The 18,210-nt window shown below is 51.8% G+C and carries 13 protein-coding genes; 6 read left to right on the forward strand and 7 right to left on the reverse strand.

Features of this window, described 5'->3' with window-relative positions; all coding sequences use genetic code 11:
- Positions 1-39: 39 nt before the first annotated feature.
- Both malX and JL661_RS09275 read left to right on the forward strand, forming a co-directional pair.
- Entirely contained in the window at positions 40-1,656 is a 1,617-nt protein-coding gene (malX, locus tag JL661_RS09270) for a maltose/glucose-specific PTS transporter subunit IIBC (protein WP_004239373.1), read from the forward strand.
- 50 nt (positions 1,657-1,706) lie between these two features.
- Positions 1,707-2,879, forward strand: coding sequence for a MalY/PatB family protein (locus JL661_RS09275; protein ID WP_004237548.1), 1,173 nt, complete (start codon positions 1,707-1,709; stop codon positions 2,877-2,879).
- 38 nt (positions 2,880-2,917) lie between these two features.
- Here the strand turns inward: JL661_RS09275 and JL661_RS09280 are convergent, their stop codons facing one another.
- From JL661_RS09280 to JL661_RS09290, 3 genes are all read right to left on the reverse strand, one after another.
- The gene (locus tag JL661_RS09280; RefSeq protein WP_004237547.1) at positions 2,918-3,082 is read right to left on the reverse strand and encodes a hypothetical protein; all 165 of its coding nucleotides are present in this window, start codon (positions 3,080-3,082) and stop codon (positions 2,918-2,920) included.
- Between the two features lies 1 nt (position 3,083).
- Positions 3,084-3,863, reverse strand: a complete 780-nt coding sequence (locus JL661_RS09285; protein WP_049245749.1) for a PadR family transcriptional regulator — start codon at positions 3,861-3,863, stop codon at positions 3,084-3,086.
- A 241-nt stretch (positions 3,864-4,104) separates the two neighbouring features.
- Positions 4,105-5,115 carry an NAD(P)H-quinone oxidoreductase gene (locus JL661_RS09290; RefSeq protein ID WP_004239380.1) on the reverse strand — a complete coding sequence of 337 codons (1,011 nt, stop codon included), beginning with the start codon at positions 5,113-5,115 and terminating at the stop codon, positions 4,105-4,107.
- Positions 5,116-5,617: 502 nt separating this feature from the next.
- Here JL661_RS09290 and fnr point away from each other — a divergent pair.
- Entirely contained in the window at positions 5,618-6,376 is a 759-nt protein-coding gene (fnr, locus tag JL661_RS09295) for a fumarate/nitrate reduction transcriptional regulator Fnr (protein WP_004237544.1), read from the forward strand.
- Positions 6,377-6,519: 143 nt separating this feature from the next.
- Entirely contained in the window at positions 6,520-7,467 is a 948-nt protein-coding gene (gene uspE, locus JL661_RS09300) for a universal stress protein UspE (protein WP_004237543.1), read from the forward strand.
- A gap of 58 nt (positions 7,468-7,525) precedes the next feature.
- Here uspE and JL661_RS09305 read toward each other — a convergent pair whose 3' ends face one another.
- The 3 genes from JL661_RS09305 to pntA form a co-directional block, all read right to left on the reverse strand.
- Positions 7,526-7,969: a hypothetical protein gene (locus JL661_RS09305; RefSeq protein ID WP_004237542.1), complete on the reverse strand. Its 444-nt coding sequence runs from the start codon at positions 7,967-7,969 to the stop codon at positions 7,526-7,528.
- A gap of 78 nt (positions 7,970-8,047) precedes the next feature.
- On the reverse strand, positions 8,048-9,439 hold the full coding sequence (pntB, locus tag JL661_RS09310) for a Re/Si-specific NAD(P)(+) transhydrogenase subunit beta (protein WP_004239384.1): 1,392 nt from the start codon (positions 9,437-9,439) through the stop codon (positions 8,048-8,050).
- Positions 9,440-9,444: 5 nt separating this feature from the next.
- The gene (pntA, locus tag JL661_RS09315; protein ID WP_046024596.1) at positions 9,445-10,974 is read right to left on the reverse strand and encodes a Re/Si-specific NAD(P)(+) transhydrogenase subunit alpha; all 1,530 of its coding nucleotides are present in this window, start codon (positions 10,972-10,974) and stop codon (positions 9,445-9,447) included.
- Between the two features lie 392 nt (positions 10,975-11,366).
- Between pntA and ydgH the strand changes: the two genes are divergently transcribed.
- Both ydgH and JL661_RS09325 read left to right on the forward strand, forming a co-directional pair.
- Positions 11,367-12,323, forward strand: coding sequence for a DUF1471 family protein YdgH (gene ydgH / locus JL661_RS09320; RefSeq protein WP_004237539.1), 957 nt, complete (start codon positions 11,367-11,369; stop codon positions 12,321-12,323).
- A gap of 264 nt (positions 12,324-12,587) precedes the next feature.
- Positions 12,588-13,979, forward strand: coding sequence for an amino acid permease (locus tag JL661_RS09325; protein ID WP_062771667.1), 1,392 nt, complete (start codon positions 12,588-12,590; stop codon positions 13,977-13,979).
- A 251-nt stretch (positions 13,980-14,230) separates the two neighbouring features.
- Here the strand turns inward: JL661_RS09325 and hrpA are convergent, their stop codons facing one another.
- Positions 14,231-18,202, reverse strand: coding sequence for an ATP-dependent RNA helicase HrpA (gene hrpA, locus JL661_RS09330; protein ID WP_150974904.1), 3,972 nt, complete (start codon positions 18,200-18,202; stop codon positions 14,231-14,233).
- Positions 18,203-18,210 lie beyond the last annotated feature (8 nt).

Raw genomic sequence — 18,210 nt, forward strand, 5'->3', positions numbered from 1 at the left:
TACCTTCACAACACCACACTGACATTTACAGGATACCGTATGAGTAGCCAACCAAAACAAAAAGTCACGCTCTGGGAGTTTTTCCAGGGACTTGGCAAAACCTTTATGCTGCCTGTCGCGCTGCTCTCGTTCTGCGGGATCATCCTCGGCATCGGCAGTTCCCTCAGCAGCCGGGATGTACTGACACTGCTGCCGTTTCTGGATCACACCGTCTTCCAGTTACTGTTCACCTGGATGAGCAAAATCGGCTCATTTGCCTTCAGTTTCCTGCCGGTGATGTTTGCTATCGCCATTCCGCTGGGGCTGGCGCGTGAAAACAAGGGCGTGGCTGCATTTGCCGGGTTTGTCGGCTTTGCGGTATTTAACCTCGCCACTAACTTCTACCTCACTGCTGCTGATATTTTACCGACTACCGACCCTGCTATTCTGAAAGCCCATAACATCCGTGATGTGCTGGGTATTCAGTCAATCGACAGCGGGATCCTCGGTGCGGTTATTGTCGGTATTATTGTGTATATGCTGCATGAACGCTTCAATACCATCCGTCTGCCGGATGCCCTGGCGTTCTTCGGTGGTACCCGTTTTGTGCCGATTATCACCACTCTGGTACTCGGCCTGTGCGGCCTGCTGGTTCCGCTGATCTGGCCGTGGTTTGCGATGGGTATCAACGGATTAGGTAAGCTGATTCAGAGCGCCGGAGCATTCGGACCAATGATTTTCGGCTCCGGTGAGCGGCTGTTACTGCCGTTTGGCCTGCATCATATACTGGTGGCGCTGATCCGCTTTACTGAAGCGGGCGGCACTATGGAAGTGTGCGGTAATACCGTTAACGGCGCACTGACCATTTTCCAGGCGCAGCTCTCCTGCCCGGAAACCCAGGGCTTTGCGGCCAGTGCCACACAGTTCCTGTCTCAGGGTAAAATGCCGGCGTTCCTCGGCGGCCTGCCGGGTGCGGCATTAGCGATGTATCACTGTGCTCACCCCGAAAATCGTCATAAAATTAAGGGATTACTGATTTCCGGTGTGGTTGCCTGTGTTATCGGCGGCACAACTGAACCGCTGGAATTCCTGTTCCTGTTTGTCGCGCCGTTCCTGTATCTGATCCACGCAATTCTGACCGGACTGGGCTTTACCGTAATGGCGATTACCGGTGTCACTATCGGTAACACCGACGGTAACCTGATTGACTTTGTGGTCTTCGGGATCCTCCACGGTATCCAGACCAAGTGGTATATGGTGCCGGTGGTGGCCTTTATCTGGTTCGCTTCTTACTATGCGATTTTCCGTTTCGCCATTACCCGCTTCAATATCAAAACCCCGGGCCGCGATACAGACACCAAAGAAAGCGCACCGGCAACCGGCAGTTCCGCAGGAAAATCCGGCTATGATGTTCCGGCTATTCTGGCGGCGCTGGGCGGTAAAGAGAACATTATTTCACTGGATAACTGTATCACCCGTCTGCGGATGTCCGTGCAGGACATGAGCAAAGTGGATGACGCACAGCTTAAAGCATTGCGGGCGATCGGGGTTGTCCATCTGAATGAACATAACTTACAGGTGGTTATCGGCCCGCAGGTTCAGTCTGTCAAAGATGAACTGGAAAAGCTGATGAAATCCGCGCCTGATTCCGCTCAGCCGGAACCGCAAAACGCCTGATAACTGACACCGCACTGCCTGACAGTGCGGTTTTTCTTTACGGAGAAACTATGTCCTCTCTCTTTTCTGTCCCGGTTGACCGCCACGGCACTTACTGCACGCAATGGGATTTTGTGCAGGATCGCTTTGGTCAGGCGGATTTACTGCCTTTTACTATCTCAGATATGGATTTTGTCACCGCACCGGTGATCCTGAAAGCCATTTCAGAACGCACCGCGCACGGCGTGTTCGGCTACAGCCGCTGGCAGCACAACGATTTTCTCAGCGCTGTTGCACACTGGTTTTCATCCCGCTTTCAGGCGCAGATTGATACTCAGGCGCTGGTGTACGGGCCATCAGTGATTTACATGGTCAGCCAGATGATCCGCCTGTGGTCACAGCCCGGTGACGGTGTGGTGGTGCATACCCCGGCGTATGATGCATTTTATAAGACGATCACCGGTAATCAGCGCACTATTGTTCCCTGCCCGCTGCAAAAAACTCCTGAGGGCTGGTGGTGCGATATGGATGCACTGGGATCCCTGTTTGCAAAACCAGAGACGCGGATTCTGCTGCTGTGCAGCCCGCATAACCCGACCGGGAAAGTCTGGACCCGCGAAGAACTGACCACCATGGCAGAATTGTGTGAACGGCATAATGTGCGGGTGATCAGTGATGAAATTCATATGGATCTGTGCCGGGCGCCGCATCAGCACACGCCGTGGTCTGAAACCGGGCGCGGGGAGTGGGCATTATTCACCTCAGCATCCAAATCCTTCAATATCCCGGCACTGACCGGCGCTTACGGGCTGATTTCAGATACCGCCTCCCGCGAAGCCTATTTTCATCAGCTGAAAGCCTGTGACGGGCTCTCTTCTCCTGCCGTGCTGGCGGTTATCGCTCATATCGCCGCCTACCGGGAAGGTGCGCCGTGGCTGGATGAGCTGCGTGATTATCTCTTTGCTAATCTGGATTATATAAAGCAGCGGCTGGATGCTGAATTTCCGCAGCTGAACTGGCAGGTGCCGGAATCCACCTATCTGGCGTGGATAGATCTGAACCCGCTGAATGTTGATGATAATGCCCTGCAACATGCACTGATTACACAGGAAAAAGTGGCGATCATGCCGGGATATACCTACGGAGAGGAAGGACGCGGATTTTTGCGTCTCAATGCCGGATGCCCGCGTGATAAACTCGCCGCAGGCATGGATAAATTAATTAATGCGCTGAAATCACGCTGATTTTTTTGCACGACCCGGGCGCATTCGCTGCGCCCCGGTTATTCGTGTTTGCCGACCTTATTGCGCAAGGCGCGGCGTAAATAGGAAAACGGTAAGCTGGGACACGACTTATCTGCGGGCCTGCCGGTGTTCACCGCTTCCTGTTTTTCATCCTGAACCGGCTTTTCCGGCGGGATTTTTCCGGAGGTGGTGTTTTCCGCCATATTATTCCCCTTCTTTACTCAGAGCGTCGTTAACCGCTTCTATTTTCCGTACTGCATCATTAAGAATATCGGCAATCTGCCCGAGCTTGGTTTCATCCAGTTCACTGGTGACCAGTTTATGGCGCAGCAGTGCCCGTAAATTCCCCAGAGCCTGCTCGATTTCATCTGATAACAGAGAACCACGGCGGAAAGATTTGGTCTCCTGCAGGCGCTGTGCAATCTGTTCCAGAACATCGGTGTTCTCTTCCAGATGCATTTTACCTTCCGGTGTCAGGCTGTAGCTTTTACGGCCGTTACCGGTGTTTTCCGCGACAATCAGCTGCTGATCTTCGAGCAGGGTCAGTGTCGGGTAAATCACGCCCGGACTCGGTGTATAGAGGCCGGAAGTCAGCTGACCGATAGATTTGATTAACTCATAACCGTGACTCGGTTTCTGGTTAAGATTAGCCAGCATCATAATACGCAGGTCACCATGATCAAGCAGACGGCGAAGCCCTTTTCCGCGACCGCGGTGACGACCGTGTTCGGGCCCTTCGTGACAACCGTGGCCTTCGTGGTGCTCATGATGATCACCGTGGCAACCATGTTCGTGTTGTCCGTCATGTCCGTGATGATCACCATGGCAGCAATGGCTGCGGTGTTCGTCGTGACCGTGATGTTCGCCGTGGCAACGATGCCCGTCTTGTCCGTGGCGTTCCCCGTGACGGCCGCCATGACCCCCGCGGCGCTGACGCCCTTCCTGTGAATCACAGGCGCGGTGGCGTAAAGCATGAAGAAACATAATAAATTCCTTTTGTGATAAATAGTGATAATCAGCAAAATCAGAATTTAGATATATCTGTTTTGCCTTCAGGAACTACTATAGTCTCCCGGAATAGAAAGATCAAATTAGATATATCTAAAATAGCACTTTTTGTATTTTAACGGGAATGATTATCACTATCACAGTATAGCAGGAAGTGACCTGCACTATCAGCAAATGGTGCGAAACACACTGACAGTGCAGGTATAAAGGAAGAAAATCAGAAGTCAGGATTAATCAGAACAATTTTTCCGGTTAAATCGCCGGACTCCATCAGCTGGTGGGCCTGTGCCGCATCCGAGAGGTTAAAGGTATAATTGACCAGTGGCTTGACCTTTCCTGACCGCAGCAGCGGCCAGACTTTATGGGCAAGATCCCGGGCAATCACAGCCTTCTCTTCCGGTGTCCGCGCGCGCAGTGTCGAGCCGGTATGCAGCAGGCGTTTTACCATCAGCGGCATCAGATTCAGGTTCTGCGGGTTACCTCGCATCAGGCCGATCTGGATAATCCGCCCGCCTTTAGCCGCAACCTCATAGTTTTTGCTGACATAATCACCACCGATAAGGTCAACAACCATATTTACACCCTGACCGCCGGTCAGTTCCGGAATGACCTGTGCAAAATCCTCTTCACGGTAATTAATGACGTGATCGGCTCCCAGTTGCCGGGCAAGTTCTGCTTTTTCACTGCTGCCGACGGTGGTGTAAACCGTGGCACCAAAGGCTTTCGCCAGCATGATCGCCACACTGCCGATACCGGAGGTGCCGCCGTGGATAAGCACACTCTCTTCACTCTGCAGTTTGCCGGTCTGAAAGACGTTCGCCCACACGGTGAAAAAATTTTCCGGAATGGCCGCCGCTTCCGTGTAACTCAGGTTTTCCAGCGGCAGCGCGATACTGTCATGAACCAGGCAATATTCCGCATATCCTCCGCCCGCAACCAGCGCACACACTTTATCACCGACCTGGCGGCGTTTGCAGTCTTCCCCGACAGCCACAACGTCACCCGCGATTTCCAGTCCCGGAATCGGGGAAGCATCCGGCGGCGGCGGGTAACTGCCCTGACGCTGGAAGACGTCAGGCCGGTTGACACCGGCTGCGGCGACTTTAACCAGCAGGTATTCTCCCTGTACCTTCGGCAACGGCATCTCAATCGCCTGTAATACTTCCGGGCCACCGTGCCGGGTAATATCAATTGCCATCATCGATTCAGGTAATGCATATGACATCATTACTTTTCCTTAACTTAAACAGTCCCGGTTTTGTAATACCTGTCGTTTTATGACGAATCAGGCAAATTACGGTTTCAGCATAATGCAGCATATCAAAGATAGCACTGCAGGTTTATGACGGTGTATTATGTCCGGCTGCTGCTTTTTTATATTTTTTATCTATGCCGGACCGTGTTTCTTTTCGTTATTTATTTGTGATGTTTTTTAATGTATCACACCACTTTATAACGTGAAAAGAACGCATTATTCATATTTAATCCATTTATTAACATACTGATGAGCAGGAAATTGACCTGCATTCCCTCCCTCTGTTATTTTAAACCGGATTATTGAGAGTTTAATCAAATAATTCACATTATGACATCACGAAAAAAGCATAATATGTCAATATTATGCCCCTGTTTTCAGCCCAGTATGACGATATTTAAACTCAGACCACTTACCACTTTTGGTAGTCTGTGATAAAATTGATTCAAATCAATATTATTTCAAGAGCAAGCCTATGATCCCGGAAAAACGTGTAGTACGTAGAATTCAATCAGGTGGCTGCGCGATCCACTGCCAGGATTGCAGCATCAGCCAGCTTTGCATCCCGTTCACGCTCAATGAGCATGAGCTGGATCAGCTCGATAATATCATCGAGCGCAAAAAGCCTATCCAGAAAGGCCAGGCACTGTTTAAAGCCGGAGATGAGCTGAAATCACTGTATGCAATCCGCTCCGGGACCATCAAGAGCTACACCATCACCGAAGAAGGTGATGAGCAGATCACCGGTTTCCATCTTGCCGGTGACCTCGTCGGCTTTGATGCCATTATCAATACCGAGCATCCGAGTTTCGCCCAGGCGCTGGAAACGTCCATGGTCTGTGAGATTCCGTATGAGACCCTGGATGACCTGTCCGGTAAAATGCCTAACCTGCGCCAGCAGATGATGCGCCTGATGAGCGGCGAAATCAAAGGTGACCAGGAAATGATCCTGCTGCTCTCCAAAAAGAATGCGGAAGAGCGTCTGGCTGCTTTTATTTATAACCTGTCCCGCCGTTTTGCGCAGCGCGGTTTCTCCCCTCGCGAATTCCGCCTGACCATGACCCGTGGCGACATCGGTAACTATCTGGGCCTGACGGTCGAAACCATCAGCCGTCTGCTGGGTCGTTTCCAGAAGAGCGGAATGCTGGCAGTAAAAGGCAAATATATCACCATCGAAGATATGGAACAGCTGGCGGCCCTGGCCGGTAAAGTACCTGCACTGCCACAGGATTAGTAATTCCTTCCCCGGCAACATTTTTGGCTGCCGTAAAACGCATCAGACCGGTTTATTTCGGTCTGGTGCGAATATTTCCTACATTCCTGCTCCCGTTTGGTTTATCTTTATAGATACGTATCCAGCCCCGCGAGGAGAGATGAATGTCTGAATATCAGAACCTCTTAGTTGCAATAGACCCCAATCAGGATGATCAGCCGGCATTACGGCGTGCGGTATATATCGTGCAACGCAATGGCGGACGCATCAAAGCTTTCTTACCTATCTATGATCTGTCATACGATATGACCACCCTGTTGTCCCCTGAAGAACGGGATGCTATGCGCAAAGGCGTAATTGCCCAGCGTTGCGCGTGGATCAAACAGCAGGCGCGTTATTATCTGGAAGCCGGCATCGATATCGAAGTGAAAGTGGTATGGCATAACCGGCCTTATGAGGCGATTATCAGGGAAGTTGTCAGCGGTGGTCATGACCTGCTGCTGAAAATGGCGCATCAGAATGATAAGTTTGAGTCTCTGATTTTCACCCCGCTGGACTGGCAGCTTCTGCGCAAATGTCCGTGTCCGGTCTGGATGGTTAAGGATAAAGTCTGGCCGGAACAGGGTTCTGTGGTGGTCGGTGTGAACCTGTCCAATGAAGAATCCTACCATGATGCGCTGAATCTCAAACTGGTGTCGCTGACACAGGATCTCGCAAAACGGATTGTGAAAGACCCGGCAATCCATCTGGTCAGTGCTTATCCGGTGGCGCCTATCAATATCGCTATCGAATTACCGGATTTTGACCCGAATACTTACAATAACGCGCTGCGCGGCCAGCATCTCATCGCCATGAAAGAACTGCGCCAGCAATTCTCCATCGGCGAAGAGTACACCCACGTTTATGAGGGATTACCGGAGAAAGTGATCCCGGAAGTGTGCGGTGAACTGAATGCCGGGGTGGTGGTGCTGGGTATTATCGGCCGGACCGGTATTTCTGCCGCGTTCCTCGGCAATACCGCAGAGCATGTTATCGACCATCTGAAGTGTGATTTGCTGGCGGTGAAACCGGACGGCTTTGTTTGTCCGATCGATACCAGTGATGATGATTAATCCTGTCTCCCGCAGAGGCCACGGCTTCTGCGGGAATTTTCTGCGCGTTCTGCGATAATCAGAACAATGGCGCACACATCCCGTCACCGAGCACTTTCTTCACGTTCTTCTTATTCGGTTTAAATTCACCGACTAATTTATTATCGGAATAAACCTTAAATTCCGCAGCTTTACTGAGCGCTTCAGTCAGATTGGTCCAGGCCGCAGCACCGGCACGGTGTTTGGTGCTGTCCGGTACAAAATATGCTTCGTCGTCAATCAGAAATTCAATCTGCCCTTCCACTTCATGATCACCGGCCGAAATATCAATACTGTGATCGATTGAATTTTCATAATCCTCCGGGTCCGCCCCGACGTTACAGGCAACGACAACGGTCACGCCGGTGTCATTACTGATCCCGTACTCGATAAACCCCTGGCCGAAACCGGATGTCCAGATATTCGGAATGGCTAATGCGGAGGCAGAAAAGAGAAAGAGTGAAACGGCCATCATTTTTTTCATTAATCTGAGCCCTCTGAGTGAAAAAAAGGCGGGTAACGCATTTACCCGCCTTGTGCATTTTATGCTTTTTTACCCGGATTACAGTGCGCGCAGAATAGCGTCACAGCTGGCTTTGGCATCGCCAAACAGCATCTGGGTGTTTTCTTTGAAGAACAGCGGGTTCTGAACCCCGGCATAACCGGTATTCATCGAACGTTTGAAGACAATCACGTTCTGCGCTTTCCACACTTCCAGAACCGGCATCCCGGCAATCGGGCTGTTCGGATCTTCCAGTGCCGCAGGGTTAACGGTGTCGTTCGCGCCGATCACCAGCACCACGTCGGTGTCTTTGAAATCATCATTGATTTCATCCATTTCCAGCACGATATCGTAAGGCACTTTTGCTTCAGCCAGCAGGACGTTCATGTGCCCCGGCAGACGACCGGCAACAGGATGGATACCAAAACGGACTTCGATGCCCTTATCACGCAGTTTCTGAGTGATATCGTGAACCGGATACTGAGCCTGGGCAACCGCCATACCGTAGCCCGGGGTGATGATAACGGAACTTGCCCCTTTGAGCATTTCCGCCACATCTTCCGCACTGATTTCACGGTGTTCGCCCTGCTCTTCATCACCGGATGATGCCGTACCGTCAGTACCGAAACCACCGGCAATCACACTGATAAAGGAGCGGTTCATCGCCTTACACATAATGTAAGACAGGATCGCACCGGAAGAACCGACCAGCGCACCGGTGACAATCAGCAGGTCGTTGCTGAGCATAAAGCCCGCCGCCGCCGCTGCCCATCCGGAATAGGAGTTCAGCATGGAAACCACTACCGGCATGTCCGCACCGCCGATAGAGGCGACGAGATGCCAGCCGAAGGCCAGTGCAATCACGGTCATCAGGATCAGGGTGAAGACCTGTAAGCCGGTGCTGTCGGTTTTGACAAAGGTCCATAACAGCAGGAAGGACACCACCAGTGCCGCCAGGTTCAGCTTATGGCGGTTAGGTAGCATCAGCGGTTTGGAGGATAATTTTCCGCATAATTTGCCGTAAGCAACAATAGAACCGGTGAAGGTCACCGCACCGATAAAGATGCCGAGGAACACTTCTGTCAGGTGAATATTGTTCATCACCGCCGAGGTCAGCGCCTGGTTGTGATCCATATAGCTGTTGAAACCGACCAGGACTGCCGCCAGACCCACAAAGCTGTGCAGAACAGCAACCAGCTCCGGCATTTCGGTCATTTCGACTTTACGTGCCAGACGAATACCGATTACCGCACCAATCACCATGGCAACAATAATCCAGCCGATATTGGCAGAATACGGCCCGAAGATGGTGGCAACCAGCGCGATAGCCATACCGGTAATACCCAGCAGGTTACCCCGTTGTGAGGTTTCATGGCGGGATAACCCGGCCAGACTGAAAATAAATAAGATTGCGGCAACAATATATGCCGCTGTAACGACTCCGCCCGACATATTCATTACCCCTTACGAAACATTTTAAGCATACGCTGTGTGACGGTGAATCCGCCGAAAATATTGATACTGGCAATCAGTACCGCAATGAAGGAGAAGAATGTCACCCAGCCGCCGCTGCCGATTTGCAGCAGTGCGCCGACAACGATAATCCCCGAAATTGCGTTGGTCACCGCCATCAGCGGGGTATGCAGCGCATGACTGACATTCCAGACCACGTAATAGCCGACCACACAGGAGAGTGCGAACACGGTAAAGTGGGATAAAAACTCCGGCGGAGCCACGTTGGCCAGCCAGGAGAACAGGATAAATGCCAGTACCATCAGGCCGTATTTCAGCCACGGTGACATCGGTTTTTCCGGTTTTTTCTCTGCTTTCACAGCGGCCGGTTTTGCCTGCGGTTGTGCGGATACCTGAATCGGCGGCGCAGGCCAGGTGATTTCACCGGCTTTCACTACCGTCAGACCGCGGATCACCACATCATCAAAATCAATGTTGATCTGCCCGTCTTTCTCTTTGCACATCAGCTTCATCAGGTTCACCAGGTTGGTGCCGTAAAGCTGGGATGACTGTGTGGCAAGGCGCGCCGCCAGGTCGGTATAACCGATGATTTTCACGCCGTTTTCCGTGGTGTGGATTTCCCCCGGAACGGTCAGTTCACAGTTACCGCCGTTCTGAGCCGCCAGGTCAACAATCACGCTGCCTGATTTCATCGACTCAACCATTTCTCTGGTGATGAGTTTCGGTGCCGGTTTACCCGGAATCAGTGCGGTGGTGACAATAATATCCACTTCTTTCGCCTGATCCGCGAACAGCGCCATCTCAGCTTTAATAAAAGCTTCCGACATGACTTTCGCGTAACCGTCACCGCTGCCCGCAGTTTCTTCGAAATCAAGTTCGAGGAATTCGGCACCCATACTTTTAACCTGATCTTTTACCTCAGGACGGGTATCAAAGGCACGGACAATGGCCCCGAGGCTGCCTGCCGCACCGATAGCGGCCAGACCGGCAACACCGGCACCGATAACCAGCACTTTGGCAGGCGGTACTTTACCGGCAGCAGTGATCTGCCCGGTGAAGAAACGGCCGAAGGCGTTGGCGGCTTCCACAATCGCACGGTAACCGGCGATATTGGCCATCGAACTCAGTGCATCCAGCGACTGGGCGCGTGAGATACGCGGTACAGAATCCATCGCGAAGACGTTAACACCCTGTGCTGACAGTTTTTCCAGCAGCTGCGGGTTCTGGGCAGGCCAGATAAAGCTGACCAGTGAGCTGCCCGCCTTCATCAGCGGAATTTCATCATCCTGAGGAGCATTCACTTTAAAAATAAGGTCAGACTGCCAGGCTTCCTGTGTGCTGACAATATCAGCACCGGCTTCGCGGTAAGCGTTGTCATCAAAACTGGCAAGATGACCGGCTCCTGTTTCAACAGCCACATCAAATCCGAGTTTTTTCAGTTGTATTACTGTTGCCGGCGTGGCGGCGACCCGGGTTTCACTGGACTGTCGCTCTTTTGGTACACCAATACGCATAATGTTCCCTTATATAAGCTCAAGTGTTTTACGGATGATTGGTCGGACATGTGCGTAAAAAAACAACCAACTGCACAAATTCAGATCAAAAGCACCCTTTTATCCGATATGTCCTAATAAGCTACTGAAAAATGTGATATCGATCCATCTAATTTGTTTGCTGAATGAAATTAAAACGGTATTTATCCGGGCGGAAATTTTTTTTGCCGATAAATGACTATGATTGCATAAATTTATGGTAAAAATAGCTGTATGATTAACAGTCGTTAGATTGCACGATAAATTAAAGCGACAACAAGCACAAATACATGTCATAATTGTGCGGCCAGGATATAAAATTTACAGGTTCAGCACGTTATGAATATTAATTGCGCAAGGCGGAAGGATTTTGTATGAAGCTGAAAACAACGGTCATCGCATCTGCGATGTTTTTTTCATTTACCAGTCTGCTCCCCGCTCAGGCGGCACAGGAATTAACACCGGAACAGGCCGCTCAGTACCAGCCTTTCGAGCGGATTGCAGTTACAGGGCGTTTTAATGCTATTTATGAAGCCGCAGCTGCCGTTTCGCGTAAAGCAGACAAAATGGGTGCCGATGCTTTCTATATCCAGAGCCTCGATGATCTGAACAACAACGGCAATATGCGTGTTGTTGCGGATGTTTACCACCGCGATGCACCACCGGCCGAGGAAAAAGGCTACCGCCAGTTCCGTGGCGTTAATGAATTACCTGAGAAAGATGCCATCGGCCTTCAGCCGTTTGATACCGTCACTGTCAGCGGCTTTTTTGCCAACAGCCCTGATCTGAACGATGCTATCGCCAAAGAAGCAGTGAAAAAAGATGCGGCCTCTTTCTTTATCGTCCGTAATATTTTCACCAACGATGGCGGTAACCAGCTGGTCACTGCATATGTCTATAAAGCGGATGCACCAAAACGTGTACTGCAGACAGAAGAAGCGCTGATCCCTGCGGATTCTGATGCCGGTCGTGCCGCACTGGCTGCCGGTGGCGAAGCTGCCAAACAGGTCGAAATCCCTGGTGTGGCCTCCTCTACTGACACCGCCGGTAACAATGTCGGTCGTTTCTTTGAAACCCAGTCCTCCCGCAGCGGCCGTTATACCGTGACTCTGCCGGACGGCACCCAGGTTCAGGAACTGAACAAGGCGTCAGCCGCTGTTATGGCACCGTTTGACAGCGTAACCTTTACCGGTTACTACACCACGTCACCGGAAGTCTCTTATCAGGTCGCCAAACGTGCGGCAGCCAAAGGGGCGAAATATTATCATATCACCCGTCAGTGGCAGTCCAGCGGCGGTAACGTGACTATCAGCGCTGATTTATTTAAATAATCACCGCCTGACAGTTCACCGGAAAAAGCGTATCTCTGATACGCTTTTTTTATGGCTTTTGTCCGGGGTATTAACACTTTCACTACATTCTTCTGCTGTCATTCTGATAAACAGTAAATATGCATAATATAATGCAATTAATGCATGATTAAACATTGCATATCCCGCCGTGTATCCGTACAATCAGCGCCAATTTTTGCGTATTCAGTCAGATTGACTGCATGAATACCCTGCTTACCGCATCAGATTTACCGGGAAGGTCTTTTGGATAAGAAACTCAGTTTAACCGCGCTCACCGCATTAGTGCTCAGTTCTATGGTTGGTGCCGGTGTGTTTAGTCTTCCGCAGAATATGGCCGAAGTGGCCAGTCCGGCTGCACTTATTATCGGCTGGTCAATTACCGGTGTCGGTATCCTCTTTCTGGCTTTCGCCCTGCTGCTGCTTTCCCGGCTGCGTCCGGATCTCGACGGCGGCATCTTTACCTATGCCAAAGACGGTTTCGGGGAACTGATTGGTTTCTGCTCCGCCTGGGGATACTGGTTATGTGCAGTGATCGCCAACGTCTCCTATCTGGTGATTGTGTTTGCGGCGTTCAGCTTTTTTACGGATACCCCGGACAATATTGTTTTCGGCGACGGAAATACCTGGCAGGCGCTGATTGGTGAATCTGTTCTGCTGTGGTTTGTGCATTGCCTGGTGCTGCGCGGCGTACAGACTGCCGCCGGTATCAATAAACTGGCAACGTTCGCTAAACTGGTGCCGCTCGGCCTGTTTATCGTACTGGCTGTGATCGCTTTCCGCTGGGATACCTTCCATCTTGATTTCACCGGTGTGGATCTCGGCGTGCCGGTGTGGCAGCAGGTGAAAGATACCATGCTGATCACCCTGTGGGTGTTTATCGGGATTGAAGGTGCTGTTGTGGTTTCTGCCCGTGCCCGCCGCCGCAAAGATGTCGGCCTGGCCACAATGATGGCAGTGATTTCCGCACTGACGATTTATATCCTGGTTACCCTGCTGTCAATGGGGGTTGTTGCCCGTCCGGAACTGGCAGAAATGCGCAACCCGTCAATGGCGACACTGATGGTGAACCTGATTGGCGGCAGCGGTGAGATTATTATCGCAGCGGGTCTGATTATTTCTGTCTGTGGTGCATACCTGAGCTGGACAATTATGGCTGCCGAAGTGCCGTTTATCGCCGCACTGCATGGCTCTTTCCCGTCACCGTTTAAAAAACAGAATGCGAATAATGCCCCATCCACCTCTTTATGGATGACTAACGGTGCGGTACAGCTGGCACTGGTGCTGATCTGGCTCAGCGGCAGTAATTACAATACGCTGCTGACCATTGCTTCTGAAATGATTCTGGTGCCCTATTTCCTGGTCGGTGCATTCCTGGTAAAAACCGCCCTGAGAATGAAAAAACCGGCACTGCTCGGCGTGGGTATGATTGCGGCAATGTATGGCTTATGGCTGATTTATGCATCCGGCATTATTAATCTGATGCTGTCAGTTGTGCTCTATGCACCGGGTATTCTGGTATTTCTCTATGCCCTGAAAAACCGTGAGATAAAAACCACACTGCATTTTGTCGAGTGGAGCATTATTGCAGCCCTGCTGATAGCGGCAGTTCCCGCACTCTGGTATCTGGTGCGCTGAAAATCTGAAAACAGGAGCCGGTCACTGACCGGCTTTTTTGTCTCCTTCCCCGCTTCCCCCAATTTTCTCTGCCGAACATAAACAAGCACCGTTGCTTCCTGCGGAGGATTGAGATGAAAACAAACTGCATGTTGTAACTAAAATGATGCATTCACAGAAAAAGGACAAAAGAAAACGGGCGATGATATGCCCGTTTGTTACTATAATCACCGGCACTGGATAAATAAACAGCGTTCCGCAAAAACGGCACTTTACCCGCTGATTTGTTCCATTGCCTGAATAATCCGTTTATCAGAAACCGGATACGGCGTTCCCAGTTGCTGGGCGAACAGACTGATACGCAACTCTTCTATCATCCAGCGCACAGCCTCCGCTTCCGGTCTGCGTTTCTCCACCGGTGGTAACTTACCCTGCCACTGCTTCCACAGGTTCTGAACATGCTCAATTTTACTCATATTCGCCCTGTCGCGGTTAACGTCAGATACCAGTTTTTCGATGCGCCGCTCTATCCCCTGTAAATAGCGCAGGATATCCGGCAGACGCTGCCAGCCGTGAGCCGTTACAAAGCCCGGGAAGACCAGTCCGCTCATTTGTGCTTTGATGTCAGAGAGCGCAAACGCCATCTGCATATCAATCCGCCCTTTCAGGCGTTTACTGATGGCAAATGTGGTGGTCAGGATCTGCTCCACCAGCTTCGCGATACCGACAACGGTTTCGTTCAGCTCAGCCCGGACAAACTCCTGTAACTGCGCGAATTTATCTTCCTGCCAGACCACGCCGCCGTATTGTGCGATCAGCTTGTCGACGCCACAGGCGATACAGTCATCAATCAAATCCAGCACTTTGCCGTACGGGTTAAAATACAGCCCCAGTTTGGCTTTGTTCGGTAATTTCTCATGCAGATATTTGATTGGCGACGGGATATTCAGCAGCAGTAAGCGCCGCGTTCCCGCCTGCATCGCCAGTTGCTGCTCAAATTCCGTTTCAAAGACCTTAATCCCGACACTCTGCTTTTCATCCACCAGCGCCGGGTAAGCTTTCACCGCATAACCTCCGCGCTTTTGCTCATAACAGCCGGGAATATCGCCGAAACGCCAGATATGAGCACCGCTTTGCTCGATACCGTCATCGACCACATCAGACAGTGTCTGTTGCACCTGCTCTTTCAGGCTCAGTTTCAGTGCTTCCAGATCGTAACCTTCCGCCAGTTTTTTCTGTTTATCCCCCGTGATACGGAAGGTGATTTTCAGATGTGCCGGAATTTGATCCAACTGCCAGGATTCGCGATCAACCGTGACACCGGTCATACGGCGCAGTTCCCGCTCCAGCGCATCCAGCAGTGCGCCCTGCGGCTCAGGTACCCGCTCCATAAATGCGCCCGCATAGTTTGGTGCAGGCACAAAATTGCGGCGTACCGGTTTCGGCAGCGATTTAATCAGCGCAATAACCAGCTCTTCACGCAGCCCGGGGATTTGCCAGTCAAACCCTTCCGGACTGACCTGATTCAGTACCGGCAGCGGAATATGTACGGTCACACCGTCCGCTTCGGTTCCGGGTTCAAACTGATAGCTCAGGCGGAATTTCAGATCCCCCTGATACCAGTAGTTCGGATAATCCTGTGCAGTTACCTGATTAGCATCAGAGCGGATCAGCATGTTTTTCTCATAATTGAGAAAATCCGGTTTCTGTAGCCGTTCCCGTTTCCACCAGTTATCAAAGTGGCGTGACGAGATAATATCCGGCGGCAGACGGGTATCGTAGAAACTGAACAGAGTTTCATCATCCACAAGGATATCGCGGCGCCGGGATTTGTGTTCCAGCTCTTCCACTTCATTACGCAGTTTCTGGTTTTCCCGGAAGAACGCATGACGGGTCAGCCAGTCACCTTCCACCAGCGCATGACGGATAAAGAGTTCACGACACAGCGCCGGATCGATATTACCGTAGTTCACCGGACGTCCCGCCACGACCGGCAGGCCATAGAGAGTCACTTTTTCCATTGCCATCACCGCACCCTGAGATTTCTCCCAGTGCGGCTCGCTGTAGTGATATTTCACCAGATGCGGTGCCAGCGGCTCTATCCATTCCGGTTCAATTTTAGCGGCAATCCGCCCCCATAACCGGCTGGTTTCCACCAGCTCCGCCACCATTACCCATTTCGGCGGCTTCTTAAATAAGCCGGAACCCGGGAAGACGGAGAAACGCGCATTACGCGCCCCGGTGAACTCCTGTTTTTCCGTGTCTTTCTGCCCGACATGGGACAGCAGACCGCTCAGGAGCGACAGATGGACACTTTTATAATCCGCCGGTTCGCTGTTCACCGGAATTCCCTGCTCTTTCACCACCTGGCGCAGCTGGGTATACACATCCTGCCATTCGCGGATCCGCAGATAGTTAAGAAACTCCTGACGACACTGTTTGCGCAACTGCGAGTTGGATAACACTTTCTGCTGTTCTTTCAGGTAGTTCCACAGATTCACAAAGGCAATAAAGTCAGATTCTTTATCCGCAAAGCGGCGGTGTTTTTCATCGGACGCCTGCTGTTTCTCCAGCGGACGCTCACGGGGATCCTGGATGGAGAGTGCGGCGGCGATCACCATGGTTTCCCGCACCGCGCCGTGGTTACGGGCTTCCAGCACCATCCGCGCCAGGCGCGGGTCAATCGGCAGTTTCGCCAGCTGACGGCCGGTTTGTGTCAGATGATAATGCCCTTCGGCGGAGGTTTTACCGTCGATAGCACCCAGTTCTTCCAGCAGTTTGACGCCATCCTGGATATTGCGTTTATCCGGCGCTTCCACAAACGGGAAGGCGGCGATATCCCCCAGCCCGATCGCGGTCATCTGCAGAATAACGGAGGCCAGGTTGGTACGCAGAATTTCCGGGTCGGTAAATTCCGGCCGTGACAGGAAATCATCCTCCGAATAGAGTCGGATGCAGATCCCGTCAGAAACACGGCCGCAACGCCCTTTGCGCTGGTTTGCCGAGGCCTGCGAAATTGGTTCTATCGGCAGACGCTGAACTTTTGTCCGGTAACTGTAGCGGCTGACACGGGCAAACCCGGTATCAATCACATATTTGATGCCGGGAACGGTCAGCGAAGTTTCCGCCACGTTGGTGGCCAGTACGATACGGCGCCCGGTGTGCGGCTGAAAAATCCGGTTCTGTTCACTGTTGGAAAGACGGGCAAACAGCGGCAGCACTTCGGTATGGCGCAAGTCTGCTTTGTTCAGGGCATCGGCGGTTTCACGGATCTCCCGCTCCCCGCTCATAAAGATAAGGATATCCCCCGCGCTTTCCCGTCCCAGTTCATGCACGGCATCCAGAATGCCCTGAGTCAGGTCGCGATCCGAATCATTCTCTTCCCCCATCACCGGACGATAACGGACTTCCACCGGATAGGTACGCCCGGAGACTTCAATAATCGGTGCATTACCGAAATGACGGGAAAACCGCTCCGGATCAATGGTCGCAGAGGTGATGATCACTTTCAGATCCGGACGTTTCGGCAGAAGCTGACGCAGATAGCCGAGGATAAAATCAATATTCAGGCTGCGTTCGTGGGCTTCATCGATGATGATGGTGTCATACTGCAGCAACAGCTTGTCCTGCTGTAATTCTGCCAGCAGGATCCCGTCCGTCATCAGCTTAACCAGCGAATTATCACTGACCTGATCACTGAAGCGGACTTTATAACCGACGGCGCCGCCAAGCGGGACTTTCAGTTCCTCCGCAATACGGGAAGCTACGGTCCGTGCAGCCAGACGACGCGGCTGGGTATGACCGATAAACCCGGTGATACCGCGTCCCAGTTCCAGACAGATTTTCGGGATCTGCGTGGTTTTACCGGATCCGGTTTCACCCGCGATGATCACCACCTGATTATCACGGATCGCGTTATAAATCGCTTCGCGCTTCTGCGAGACCGGCAGATTATCCGGATAGGTAATCTCCGGCCGGTTGGCAATGCGCAGCTCTGTGCGGGTAATACCGCGCAGCATCTCATCCTGTAACCCTGCCAGCACCTTCTGCTGAGATTCGGGGTTGCGGATCTTCGCCACCCCCGCCAGCCGTTTGCGGAACTGATGCTGCTCCCGCAGCGATAGATGGGGGATTAACTGTTTTAATTCATTAAGAAGGGAATTCACCTTGCTGTCCTTCTGATAGGTAATATCGTGCCGTCTGTACGGTTTGGCTTTTTGTGCGGCGGGTCTCCCCTCTGTCATTGTTATCC

It is taken from the genome of Morganella morganii, from assembly GCF_019243775.1.
Taxonomy (GTDB): domain Bacteria; phylum Pseudomonadota; class Gammaproteobacteria; order Enterobacterales; family Enterobacteriaceae; genus Morganella; species Morganella morganii.